This is a genomic window from Pseudomonas sp. DY-1 (assembly GCF_003626975.1).
Lineage (GTDB): Bacteria > Pseudomonadota > Gammaproteobacteria > Pseudomonadales > Pseudomonadaceae > Metapseudomonas.
Genome location: NZ_CP032616.1, coordinates 2,001,146 through 2,013,203, shown reverse-complemented (window position 1 = coordinate 2,013,203; position 12,058 = coordinate 2,001,146). Strand labels below are relative to the sequence as shown.

Here is a 12,058-nt window from a genome sequence, read left to right as displayed (position 1 = left end):
GCCATCAGGTCTGCGGGCGTTGTGCTTTGCTGGCGTTCTTGCAGGACAGGTTGCGCCTTGCCGGATTACAGCGGTTCGAGCGGCCAGCGATCACTGACCAGGAAGGCGCGATCGGCTTCTTTCCAGCGACCGTCGCCATCCGCAGCCAGGCGTACCAGCAGGCGAGCCGGGCTATCCGACTGGAGCTCTTCGCGCCACTGTCCGAAGCGTTCCGTCGTCCAGCATTCGTCGGCTTCGCTGATCGCCGGGGACAGCCAGGATTGCCGAGGCAGGGGCTGCCAGGGTCCCTCGGCCTGTCCGAGAAAGTCCTCGAGGTCGCTGTGGCGCAGCCAGTGCCCGCGCAAATGGCCCGGATTGGCGCCTTGCGGTGCGGTGCAGTTGCCCGGCCAGGGGTAGAAGAAATAACCACCCAGCCAGAGCTCAGCGCTGGCCGGCTGCGCGTTCAACTGATCGAGAACCTGGCGGCTTTCGGGGCTCGACGACAGGGGCAGCTGGTGCTGGCTGAGGTGTTCCAGTTTGAGGTCGAGACGGTCGTGGCTGCCTGGCCCCAGCCATTCGGATGGCTTGCCGCCATCGCCGTGGCGCGGCCCAAGGTAGAGCTTGATCGCCAGCTCGAGGTGATGCACGCCTTCGTCGTCCCGCAGCAGCAGGTCGAGCTCGCCCAGGGTCTGGCCAGCGATGCGGATTGGCAGGTTGGCGGCCAGCAGCTCCACATCCGGCGCCTGGGTCAGGGCGAATTGCCACAGGCGTTCGTAGTAGAGGCCGAGGCGCCGGCTGGCGGCATGTGCCAGCCATTGGTCGAGAGACTCGGGCTGGCGGTCCAGTGCACGGAGCCAGTCAGCGAGGCATTCAGGACGACTGGCCCAGCCGCTCGCGCTGAGGGGATGGCGCTGGCGCCAGGGCGTTTGCGCCAGCAGCGGCGGGGAAACCAGAACCCACGCCAGGTCGCGTACACCGGCGTGGCGCAGTTGACGGGGCAGGTCGGTCAGCGATTCGAAGGCGTGCATGCTGCGAGCATAGCCGAAGGCGGTTTGCCGCTGTCCGCTGCTATCCCCCATAATTTCGCCATTCCTCACCCGCCAATGCCGCCCTGGAGCCCCATGGAGCAATTCCGCAATATCGGCATCATCGGTCGCCTGGGCAGTTCCCATGTGCTCGACACCATTCGCCGGCTGAAAAAATTCCTGCTGGACCGCCATCTCCACGTCATCCTCGAAGACACCATCGCCGAAGTGCTGCCGGGCCACGGCCTGCAGACGTCTTCACGAAAAATCCTTGGTGAGGTCTGCGACCTGGTGATCGTCGTCGGCGGAGACGGCAGCATGCTCGGCGCCGCACGGGCCCTCGCGCGCCACAACGTGCCGGTACTGGGGATCAACCGTGGCAGCCTGGGCTTCCTGACCGACATACGCCCTGACGAGCTCGAGGTGAAGGTGGCCGAGGTGCTGGACGGCCGCTACAGCGTCGAGACGCGCTTCCTGCTTGAGGCCGAGGTACGCCGCCACGGCGAGGCCATTGGCCAGGGCGACGCGCTGAACGATGTCGTGCTGCACCCCGGCAAGTCGACGCGGATGATCGAGTTCGAACTTCACATCGACGGCCAGTTCGTCTGCAGCCAGAAGGCCGACGGCCTGATCATCGCCACGCCCACCGGCTCCACCGCCTATGCGCTATCCGCGGGCGGCCCGATCATGCATCCCAAACTCGATGCCATAGTCGTGGTGCCCATGTACCCGCACACCCTGTCCAGCCGGCCCATCGTGGTGGACAGCACCAGCGAGCTTAAAATCGTGGTCTCGCCCAACCTGCAGATCTACCCGCTGGTGTCCTGCGACGGCCAGAACCACTTCACCTGCGCGCCCGGCGACACCATTACCGTCGCCAAGAAGCCGCAGAAACTGCGCCTGATCCACCCGCTGGACCACAACTACTACGAGGTCTGCCGGACCAAGCTGGGCTGGGGCAGCCGACTAGGTGGAGGCGACTGATGAGCCTCGATCCCGGCCGTGGCTACGATCTGATCGGTGACGTCCATGGTTGCGCCCACACCCTGGAGCGTCTGCTTGACCGCCTGGGCTATCGCAAGCATGGCGATGTCTGGCAGCACCCGAAGCGAATGGCATTGTTTCTCGGCGATATCATCGATCGCGGCCCACGCATCCGCGAAGCGTTGCACATCGTCCACGCCATGGTGGAGGCCAGGCAGGCCCTGTGCATCATGGGCAACCATGAGTACAACGCGCTCGGCTGGAGCACCCCCGCGTCGCCCGGTAGCGGTCGGCATTTTGTCCGTGAGCACACGCCGCGTCATACCCGGCTGATCAAGGAAACCCTGGAGCAATTCGAAGGCCATCCGGCGGACTGGCGGGACTTCCTCGGCTGGTTCTACGAACTGCCGCTGTTCCTGGACGGCGGTCACTTCCGCATGGTCCATGCGTGCTGGGACAGCGAGCTGATCGCCGCCCTGCGCGAAATGCATCCGAACGGGCGGGTCAACGAAGCCTTCATCAAGGCTGCGGCCGACCCCGCCAGTTTCGCCAGCCGCGTATTCGACCGCCTGTTGCGTGGCACCGACCTGCCGCTGCCCGGTGGCATGACCCTGACCGGCAGCGACGGCTTCACCCGCTCGGTGTTCCGCACCAAGTTCTGGGCTGAAGACCCGCAAACCTATGGTGACGTGGTGTTCCAGCCTGACGCGCTGCCCGAACAGGTGGCCAGCCAACCACTGTCCAAGGCGCACAAGTCGCGCCTGCTCAGTTATGGTCCGCAGGAGCCCTTGCTGTTCGTCGGCCACTACTGGCGGCGCGGTCGGCCGGCGCCGATTCGCGGCAACCTTGCCTGTCTGGATTACAGCGCGGTGATGTACGGCAAGCTGGTGGCCTATCGGCTCGACCAGGAAAGCCGGTTGGATCCGGACAAGTTCGTCTGGGTCGAAGTGGAACGCCCCGAGGCTCCCAATGAGCGCGATTGAAGTCTTGCGATTGCCCCTGACCGTGGATCTTTCCGGTTTCATTGCCTTGTTGCAGCGCCTTAATGTGCCTTATCGCGTCAGCGAGGAATCCGGCGAGCAGGTGCTCTGGGTGCCGGGCCAGCAACTGGCGGAACAGGTGCGTGGGCTCTATGCGCGCTTTCCCGACGGCGACCCGCACTTCCAGCTTCAGCATGAAACGCCGCAGGATGCCCCCCGCGCGGGCTTCGTCGCCCAGATCATGGCCAGCCCCATTACCAGCCTGGTGCTACTGGTCACCCTGGTGGTCGCAGCGCTCACCAACCTGGGTGACAACTTCTCGGTCATTCGCTGGCTGAGCTTCCAGGACTTCGAGGTCCAGGGCGATTACATCTATTTTTCGTCCCTGGATGAGGGCCTGGCGGCAGGGCAGTGGTGGCGGCTGGTGACGCCGATGCTGATCCACTTCGGCATTCTGCACCTGGCCATGAACGGCATGTGGTTCTGGGAGCTGGGGCGCCGCATCGAAGCGCGCCAGGGCGGTCCGGTGCTGCTGGTGCTGACATTGGGCTTCAGCCTGGTGTCGGACTACACCCAATATCTCGTCAGCGGCCCGTCGCTGTTCGGTGGGCTGTCCGGTGTGCTCTACGGCCTGCTGGGGCATTGCTGGGTGTTCCAGCGCCTGGCGCCGTGTCCGGCTTACCGGCTGCCGCCAGGCGTGATGGCGATGATGCTGATCTGGCTGCTGGTGTGCTTGTCCGGATTGATCACTGCCCTGGGGTTCGGAGCCATCGCCAACGGCGCCCATGTGGGCGGCCTCGTCGTCGGTTGCGCCACTGGACTGATGGGTGGTGCCCTGGCTCGCCTGCGCCGGTAGAATGCGCAGCCTGTCCCATTTCCCCGTGAGTGGCCCATGTCGTCGTTTGCCCATCTGATCAGCAACATCACCCAGGATGTCTACGAAAGCCTCAAGCTGGCCGTGGAGATCGGCAAGTGGCCGGACGGCCGCAAGCTGACCCAGGAACAGAAAGAACTGTCGCTTCAGGCGGTAATCGCCTGGGAGCTGAAGCACCTGCCGGAAGAAGAACGTACCGGCTACATGGGTCCGCAGGAGTGCAGCTCCAAGTCCGATCCCATCCCCAACATCCTGTTCAAGTCGAATTCGGTTCACTGATGCTGGAACTAGGACGCGGCGCACTCAGCAAGATGTCGGTGCGCCTTGAGGCCCCGGTGCAATACGGCTTCCGCCTTGGCGAAGCCGATATCGCGGTGAATCCCCTGATCGGCAGGCAGTTGCGCCTGGAGTTCCTCGGCGCCATCCACTGCACCCACTGTGGACGCAAGACGAAGAAGAGCTTCAGTCAGGGCTACTGCTACCCCTGTTTCACCAAGCTGGCGCAGTGCGACAGCTGCATCGTCAGCCCGGAAAAGTGCCACTTCGACGAGGGCACCTGCCGTGAGCCCGAGTGGGGCGAACGCTTCTGCATGACCGACCACGTGGTCTATCTGGCCAACTCCTCGGGCATCAAAGTGGGCATCACCCGCGCCGGTCAGGTGCCGACCCGCTGGATCGACCAGGGCGCCAGCCAGGCGCTACCGATCGTTCGCGTGGCCACCCGCCAGCAGTCGGGCTTCGTCGAGGACCTGCTGCGCAGCAAGGTGGCCGACCGTACCAACTGGCGGGCGATGCTCAAGGGCGAGGCACCTTCGCTGGACTTGCCGGCTATTCGCGATGAGCTGCTCGACCAGCTTGCCGATGGTATTCGCGCCTTGCAGGACCGCTTCGGCTTGCAGGCCATCCAGCCAGTCAGGGATATCCTGCCCATCGAGATCAGCTATCCCGTGGATGCCTACCCGACCAAGGTCGTCAGCTTCGATCTGGACAAGACGCCGGTGGTGGAAGGTACGCTGCGGGGCATCAAGGGCCAGTACCTGATCCTCGATACCGGCGTGATCAATCTGCGCAAGTACACGGCCTACCAATTGGCCATCAGCGCCGCATAGCTCCCGCCATGAGGTCGGAGGGGGAATAGTCCATACTCCGACCTTGACCCTTTCATCATGCGCGGCCCAGGGTTTCGGGGCCGCCCCGCACGCGAAGAGACGACCATGCGCACCGAGCAACCGAAAGTCATCTACCTCAAGGACTATCAGGCGCCCGACTACCTGATCGACGAGACCAACCTGACCTTCGAGCTGTACGAGGATCACACCCTGGTTCACGCCCAGCTGGTGATGCGCCGCAACCCCGAATCCGGCTCAGGTCTGCCGCCGCTGGTGCTGGACGGCCAGCAACTGGAGCTGCTGTCGCTTTCCATGGACGACCGCGAGCTGGGCGCCGCCGATTACCAGGTGGATGACAGCCATCTGACCCTTCAGCCCGTGACAACGAGCTTCACCCTCGATAGCACCGTGCGCATTCACCCGGAAACCAATACGGCGCTGGAAGGCCTGTACAAGTCCGGCAAGATGTTCTGCACCCAGTGCGAGGCCGAAGGCTTCCGCAAGATCACCTACTACCTCGACCGCCCGGACGTGATGAGCAAGTTCACCACCACCGTGAGCGCCGAGCAGCACCGCTATCCGGTGCTGCTGTCCAACGGTAACCCGGTGGCCAGTGGGGCGGAGGAGGGCGGTCGTCACTGGTCGACCTGGGAAGACCCGTTCAAGAAACCGGCTTATCTGTTCGCTCTGGTGGCGGGCGACCTCTGGTGCGTGGAAGACGTCTTCAACACCATGAGCAAGCGCGACGTGACCCTGCGCATCTATGTCGAGCCGGAGAACATCGACAAGGTGCAGCACGCCATGGACAGCCTGAAGAAGTCCATGCGCTGGGACGAAGAGGTGTATGGCCGCGAATACGATCTGGACATCTTCATGATCGTTGCGGTTAACGACTTCAACATGGGCGCCATGGAGAACAAGGGGCTCAACATCTTCAACTCCAGCTGCGTGCTGGCCAAGGCGGAAACCGCCACCGATGCAGCCCACCAGCGTGTCGAGGCCGTAGTGGCCCACGAGTACTTCCACAACTGGTCGGGCAATCGCGTGACCTGCCGCGACTGGTTTCAGCTGTCGCTGAAAGAAGGCTTCACCGTGTTCCGTGATGCCGAGTTCTCCGCCGATATGAACTCGCGCACCGTCAAGCGCATCGAGGACGTTGCGTTCCTGCGTACCAATCAGTTCGCCGAAGATGCCGGCCCGATGGCCCACCCGGTGCGCCCGGACTCCTTCATCGAAATCTCCAACTTCTACACCCTGACCGTCTACGAGAAGGGTTCGGAAGTGGTACGCATGATCCATACCCTCCTGGGGGCCGAAGGCTTCCGCAAGGGCACCGACTTGTACTTCGAGCGCCATGACGGCCAGGCAGTGACCTGCGACGATTTCGTCAAGGCGATGGAAGATGCCAACGGTGTCGACCTTTCCCAGTTCAAGCGCTGGTATAGCCAGTCCGGTACGCCGCGCCTGCAGGTGGAAGACCGCTACGATGCCGCCACGAAGACCTACAGCCTGACCTTCCGTCAGAGCTGCCCGGCCACCCCGGGGCAGAAGGATAAGCAACCCTTCGTCATTCCCGTGGAGCTGGGGCTGCTGGACGGCCAGGGCCGCGAGCTGCCCCTGCGCCTGCAGGGAGAAGACTCGGCCCAAGGGTGCAGCCGCGTGCTGGCCCTGGGCGAGGCGGAGCAGACCTTTACCTTCGTCGACGTTCCCGAGCGCCCACTGCCTTCGCTGCTGCGAGGCTTCTCCGCGCCGGTGAAGCTCAGCTTCCCCTACAGCCGCGACCAGTTGATGTTCCTCATGCAGCACGACTCCGACGGATTCAACCGTTGGGAAGCCGGCCAGCAACTCTCGGTGCAGGTGCTGCAGGAGCTGATCGGCCAGCATCAGCGCGGCGACAAGCTGGTACTGGATCCGCGCCTGATAACTGCCTTCCGCACCCTGCTTGAGGATGAGTCGCTCGATCAGGCGATGGTTGCAGAAATGCTTTCCCTCCCGAGCGAGGCCTATCTCACCGAGATCAGCGAAGTGGCTGATGTGGATGCCATTCACGCCGCTCGAGAGTTCGCGCGCCAGTCCATCGGCGGAGCCTTGTTCCAACCGCTGCTGGCCCGCTTCCAGGCCAATCGCGCGCTGTCCCGCGAAACCGGCTACGTGGCTGAGGCGGCGCATATCGCCCGTCGCACCCTGCAGAACATTGCGCTTTCCTACTTGATGCAGAGCGGCAAGGCGGAAGTGCTGGAGGCCTGCCAGGAGCAGTTCAGCGATTGCGACAACATGACCGAGCGCCTGTCGGCCCTGGCCGTGCTGGTCAACTCGGGCTTCGAAAAAGAGAAGGCAGAGGCGCTCGAACGCTTCGCCGAATACTTCAAGGATGATCCGCTGGTGATGGACCAGTGGTTCAGTGTGCAAGCCGGCTGTGGTCTTCCAGGTGGCCTGGAACGGGTCAAGGCGTTGATGGAGCACCCGGCCTTCACCCTGAAGAACCCGAACAAGGTGCGTGCCCTGATCGGCGCCTTCGCCAACCAGAACCTGGTGAACTTCCACCGGGCCGATGGTGCCGGCTACCGTTTCCTCGCTGACCATGTGATCACGCTGAACGCCCTCAACCCGCAGATCGCTTCCCGCCAGCTGGCGCCGCTCACCCGCTGGCGCAAGTACGACGCCGCTCGCCAGCAGCTGATGAAGGCCGAGCTGGAGCGCATCCTCGCCTCTGGCGAACTGTCCAGCGATGTCTTCGAAGTGGTTAGCAAGAGCCTCGCCTGACGCTCCGCTGACAGCCTGCGAAAGCGGGCTGTCATCCCTCTGAAGTCTCTTCCTCAAGAAGTGTTACCGGTTAGCTCCGGTAACACTTTTTTGTTACTCAAGGAAATGAATCGGGCCGCTGTTATGCGCAAGCAGTCTTAAAAGCCCATAAATGGCTTGACCAGACAGCTTTTGGTATGAACGTACATGCCCTTCAAGTGTGATCTTGAGTGACAAATCGAGCCAGATCGTCCGACAAGATCGGACAGAAAATTCAAATTTGATCAGTGGATGATCAGTCACTTGTTTGACTGAAATTTGTCGCGAGACTCGTGGAACTTTTCTGACGCTCAATTGCGAATTGGCACCATGGTTGCAACGCCGCTGACGATTTGGCCCCGTTTCGGTGCAATCGAAGCGGGGTGCGCTCTGCGCTGGGGATTTCCTGCCGAAGCCAAACAAAGCCGCCAAGCGGCTGGACAAACAAGCCCGCATGACGGGCTGCCAATAACAAAGTGATCAGTCCACGGAGTAAGACTCGATGGAGCTCAAGTCCCGCAAGCCCACGTTGCGTTTCGCACCGGCCAAGGCAGGTTTCGCCTTCGCCGGTATCCTGCCGCTCCTGGTAGCCGCCCAGGCCCAGGCGGTGGAGTTCAGCTTCGCCAACGACGAAATTTCCGGTTCCCTGGATACCACTGTTTCCTACGGCCAGCTGTGGCGCGTACAGGGCCAGGACAAGACCAACAACGACATCAACACCAACGACGGTAACCGCAACTTCGATACCGGCCTGGTCTCCGAGGTCTACAAGATCACTTCCGACCTGGAAGCGACCTACAAGAACTACGGCATGTTCGTGCGTGGCACCGCTTTCTATGACACCCAGATCATGGACAAGCGCAACGACTACCTGGACAACAACAACCCGGTCCAGCCGAGCCAGAACTTCCCGAAGGACGACAGCTTCACTTACGAAACCCGTCACAAGGCCGGCCGTGACGCGCAGATTCTCGACGCCTACCTCTATGGCAACTGGGACGTGGCCGACATGCCGGTCACCGGCCGTGTTGGCAAGCAGGTATTCAACTGGGGTGAGGGCATCTTCTACCGCGGCGGCGTGAACACCACCAACCCGGTGGACGCGGCCAAGTTCCGTCTGCCGGGCTCCGAACTGAAGGAAGTGCTGGTGCCGGTGGAGGCCCTGAGCTTCAACGTCGGCCTGACTGAAAACCTGTCGATGGAAACCTTCTACCAGTGGAACTGGAAAGAGTCGGCCATCGACCCGGTAGGCACCTTCTACTCCGAGACCGACCTGTTCGCTGATGGCGGCAATACCGCGTACTCCACCCAGCGTGCCCTGCAACCGCTCGCTCCCCTCTACAGCGGCCTGAGCGCTGCGGGTATCGGTGGTCTTCAAGGCGGCCGTAACGTGGACGCCAATGGCGTGATCAAGGTGGCCTCGATCGGCCCGGACATCAACGCCAAGAACGACGGTCAATTCGGCGTGGCTCTCCGCTATATCGCTGAAGAACTGAACTCCACCGAGTTCGGCTTCTACTTTGTCAACTATCACGCCAAAGAGCCGACCATCGCGGCCAACCTGGGTGATTACGCGGGCCTGAACCTTGCCCAGATCGCTGGCGCTGCTTCTACCGCGATCGCTCCGCAGGTTCAGCAGGCAGTTGCAGCCCAGGCGGGTATCTCGGTCGCTCAATTGCGCGCAGTGCTGGCCAACCCGGCCCTCAACCCGGCCCTGGCGCGTGCTTACTCCAACGCGCTGACTACCGCCGCTACTACCGCAGCCGGCGGCCTGGCGACCATGGATGTGGCGAACGCCGTGCAAGCACAGCGTGAATACGCCGAAGACATCCGCATGTACGGCTTCAGCTTCAACACCACCGTAGGCGACGCTTCGGTCTTCGGTGAGTTGGCCTACCGCCCGAACCTGCCGATTGGTATCGCCACCACCAACGACCTGCTGGGTGATCTGCTGCTCCAGGCGCCGCAACTGGCTTCCGGACGTACCGTCAACATCGGCGGCCAGGACGTGCAGCTGGGTGATTCGATTCACAACTCCGAGCGCGTAGAGGCCTTCAACACCTCCCTGGGCACCATCTACAACTTCGGCCCGTCGTTGTCCTTCGACTCCCTGATCGGCGTGGCGGAGCTGGCTTCCGAGCATCTGCGCGGCAGCGACCTGCAGTACACCGCGTTCAACGGCCAGAAGCGCTACTACTCCGGCCGTGGCAACAACTCCTACGTCTCCGGCGGCGAGCGTGACGATCAGGTCAACAAGAACGCCTACGGCTACACCCTGCTGGTATCCGGTACCTGGAACGACGTCTACGCCGGCGTGAACATCTCCCCGTACGTCGTCTACAAGGACGACTTCGAGGGCAACTCCTACCAGACCGGCAGCTTCATCGAAGGTCGCAAGGCTTACACCCTGGGCGTCAAGGCAACCTACCTGAACAGCCTGGAAGCCGAACTCCAGTACACCGAGTTCTACGGCGGCGGCCAGAACAACTCGGTACGCGACCGCGACAACATCGGCGTCAACGTCAAGTACTCGTTCTAATCCCAACAAGAACAATACGGGCGCCCCGGGGCGCCCGATACAGACTCATCACGGAGAACCCACATGCTGAAAAAGCTTTCGCTGATTAGCGCCGCGGTTGCCCTGGCGCTCTCCGCCAGCAGCGCCCTGGCCTCGGTTTCGGCCCAGGACGCCACCAAACTCGGCGCCAGCCTGACCCCCTTCGGTGCCGAGAAGGCCGGCAACGCTGCCGGCACCATCCCGGCCTGGACCGGTGGTATTACCCAGGCTCCGGCTGGCTACAAGTCCGGTCAGCACCACCCGGATCCGTTCCCTGAAGACAAACCGCTGTTCACCATCACCAAGGCGAACCTGGACCAGTACAAGGCCAATCTGACCCCCGGTCAGATCGCCCTGTTCAATGCCTACCCGAACAGCTTCCAGATGCCGGTGTACCAGACCCGCCGCTCCGGCTCTGCGCCGCAGTGGGTGTATGACAACACCGTCAAGAACGCCACCACCGCCAAACTGCTGGACGGCGGCAATGGCTTCTCCGATGCCTATGGCGGCATCCCGTTCCCGATCCCGCAGAATGGCGTCGAGGCCCTGTGGAACCACATCACCCGTTATCGCGGCTCCTACATCGTGCGCCGCGCTTCGGAAGTGGCCGTGCAGCGTAATGGCGACTACTCCCTGGTGACCTCGCAGCAGGAAGCCCGGTTCAAGTACTACAACCCGCAAGGTACTTACGCCGACCTGAACAACATCCTGTTCTACTACCTGTCCTTCACCAAGAGCCCGGCTCGCCTGGCTGGTGGTGCCACGCTGGTCCACGAAACCCTCGACCAGGTGAAGGAGCCGCGTCAGGCCTGGGGCTACAACGCCGGCCAGCGTCGCGTGCGCCGCGCACCGAACCTTGCCTACGACACCCCGATCGCTGCTGCCGACGGCCTGCGCACCGCCGACGACACCGACATGTTCAACGGGGCTCCGGACCGATACGACTGGAAGCTGGTAGGCAAGAAGGAAATCTACATCCCGTACAACAACTACAAGGTTTCCAGCCCTGAGGTTAAGTACAAGGACCTGCTGCAGCCCGGCCACCTGAATCCGGCCCTTACCCGCAACGAACTGCACCGCGTGTGGGTCGTGGAAGGCACCCTGAAGGCGGGCGCCCGCCACATCTACTCCAAGCGCACCCTGTTCCTCGACGAGGACAGCTGGCAAGCCGCGGTGGTTGACCAGTACGACGGCCGTGGCGAGCTGTGGCGCGTATCGGTTGCCTACCTGAAGAACTACTACGATCTGCCGACCACCTGGTCCGCACTCGACGTGTTCCACGACCTGCAGGCCCGTCGTTACCACGTGCAGAACCTGGACAACGAAGAGCCGACCACCATCGACTTCACCCAGGCCACTCCGGACGATGGCTACTTCAAGCCATCCGCCCTGCGTCGCCGTGGTACTCGTTGATCGCTTAGAGCTCCAGGAAGAAGGCCGCTACTTGTAGCGGCCTTTTTCATTCTCGTCGGCGATTTTGCAGGCGATAAGCCTGCATCAGAATTGCCCATTGCCTCAGGCGCAGGTCGCCGGGAGGTGTCCGCCTGGGCATTGCCAACCAATTGCAAACGGACGGTTCTGTCAGCGCTGCGTCGATTCGATGTTCCGTCAATGATCGCCGCGCCAGAGCAGTTCGCGCCTCGGTTACACAGCGGCACCTGCGCTTAACAAAACATAACGTCCCGCCGATTGTGCAGGCTTTCCAAAGCTGGCTAGGATTAGTGCGCTGCCTGCCCTGGGCAGCATCCACCTATAACAAAAAGGGGAAA

General features: G+C 62.5%; 9 protein-coding genes. 8 read left to right on the top strand and 1 reads right to left on the bottom strand.

Annotation, left to right across the window (positions count from 1 at the left end):
* Window positions 1-65: 65 nt before the first annotated feature.
* On the bottom strand, window positions 66-1,007 hold the full coding sequence (locus D6Z43_RS09655) for a DUF1853 family protein (protein ID WP_120655232.1): 942 nt from the start codon (window positions 1,005-1,007) through the stop codon (window positions 66-68).
* Window positions 1,008-1,100: 93 nt separating this feature from the next.
* Here D6Z43_RS09655 and D6Z43_RS09650 point away from each other — a divergent pair, with 93 nt between their 5' ends.
* The 8 genes from D6Z43_RS09650 (at window position 1,101) to D6Z43_RS09615 (ending at window position 11,702) form a co-directional block, all read left to right on the top strand.
* Window positions 1,101-1,988, top strand: coding sequence for an NAD(+) kinase (locus D6Z43_RS09650; protein ID WP_044875010.1), 888 nt, complete (start codon window positions 1,101-1,103; stop codon window positions 1,986-1,988).
* Window positions 1,988-2,971, top strand: coding sequence for a metallophosphoesterase (locus tag D6Z43_RS09645; RefSeq protein WP_120651728.1), 984 nt, complete (start codon window positions 1,988-1,990; stop codon window positions 2,969-2,971). The genes D6Z43_RS09650 and D6Z43_RS09645 overlap by 1 nt, the downstream gene beginning before the upstream one ends.
* On the top strand, window positions 2,958-3,824 hold the full coding sequence (locus D6Z43_RS09640; RefSeq protein ID WP_120651727.1) for a rhomboid family intramembrane serine protease: 867 nt from the start codon (window positions 2,958-2,960) through the stop codon (window positions 3,822-3,824). The genes D6Z43_RS09645 and D6Z43_RS09640 overlap by 14 nt, the downstream gene beginning before the upstream one ends.
* 36 nt (window positions 3,825-3,860) lie before the next feature.
* Complete coding sequence (locus tag D6Z43_RS09635) at window positions 3,861-4,121, top strand: YeaC family protein (RefSeq protein WP_120651726.1); 261 nt, start codon at window positions 3,861-3,863, stop codon at window positions 4,119-4,121.
* On the top strand, window positions 4,121-4,951 hold the full coding sequence (locus D6Z43_RS09630) for a DUF2797 domain-containing protein (RefSeq protein ID WP_178083602.1): 831 nt from the start codon (window positions 4,121-4,123) through the stop codon (window positions 4,949-4,951). Before D6Z43_RS09635 ends, D6Z43_RS09630 begins: the two co-directional genes overlap by 1 nt.
* Window positions 4,952-5,056: 105 nt before the next feature.
* The gene (gene pepN / locus D6Z43_RS09625; RefSeq protein WP_120651725.1) at window positions 5,057-7,714 is read left to right on the top strand and encodes an aminopeptidase N; all 2,658 of its coding nucleotides are present in this window, start codon (window positions 5,057-5,059) and stop codon (window positions 7,712-7,714) included.
* Between the two features lie 520 nt (window positions 7,715-8,234).
* Window positions 8,235-10,271 (top strand): DUF1302 domain-containing protein, encoded by a 2,037-nt coding sequence (locus tag D6Z43_RS09620; RefSeq protein ID WP_120651724.1) that lies wholly within the window; start codon window positions 8,235-8,237, stop codon window positions 10,269-10,271.
* 63 nt (window positions 10,272-10,334) lie between these two features.
* Window positions 10,335-11,702 (top strand): DUF1329 domain-containing protein, encoded by a 1,368-nt coding sequence (locus D6Z43_RS09615; protein ID WP_120651723.1) that lies wholly within the window; start codon window positions 10,335-10,337, stop codon window positions 11,700-11,702.
* The last annotated feature ends 356 nt before the right edge of the window (window positions 11,703-12,058 follow it).

What these genes read in the sequence shown, in the direction of transcription:
- D6Z43_RS09655 (WP_120655232.1), bottom strand. Translation starts at nt 1,007, where the DNA reads ATGCACGCCTTCGAATCGCTGACCGACCTGCCCCGTCAACTGCGCCAC.
- D6Z43_RS09650 (WP_044875010.1), top strand. Translation starts at nt 1,101, where the DNA reads ATGGAGCAATTCCGCAATATCGGCATCATCGGTCGCCTGGGCAGTTCC.
- D6Z43_RS09645 (WP_120651728.1), top strand. Translation starts at nt 1,988, where the DNA reads ATGAGCCTCGATCCCGGCCGTGGCTACGATCTGATCGGTGACGTCCAT.
- D6Z43_RS09640 (WP_120651727.1), top strand. Translation starts at nt 2,958, where the DNA reads ATGAGCGCGATTGAAGTCTTGCGATTGCCCCTGACCGTGGATCTTTCC.
- D6Z43_RS09635 (WP_120651726.1), top strand. Translation starts at nt 3,861, where the DNA reads ATGTCGTCGTTTGCCCATCTGATCAGCAACATCACCCAGGATGTCTAC.
- D6Z43_RS09630 (WP_178083602.1), top strand. Translation starts at nt 4,121, where the DNA reads ATGCTGGAACTAGGACGCGGCGCACTCAGCAAGATGTCGGTGCGCCTT.
- pepN (WP_120651725.1), top strand. Translation starts at nt 5,057, where the DNA reads ATGCGCACCGAGCAACCGAAAGTCATCTACCTCAAGGACTATCAGGCG.
- D6Z43_RS09620 (WP_120651724.1), top strand. Translation starts at nt 8,235, where the DNA reads ATGGAGCTCAAGTCCCGCAAGCCCACGTTGCGTTTCGCACCGGCCAAG.
- D6Z43_RS09615 (WP_120651723.1), top strand. Translation starts at nt 10,335, where the DNA reads ATGCTGAAAAAGCTTTCGCTGATTAGCGCCGCGGTTGCCCTGGCGCTC.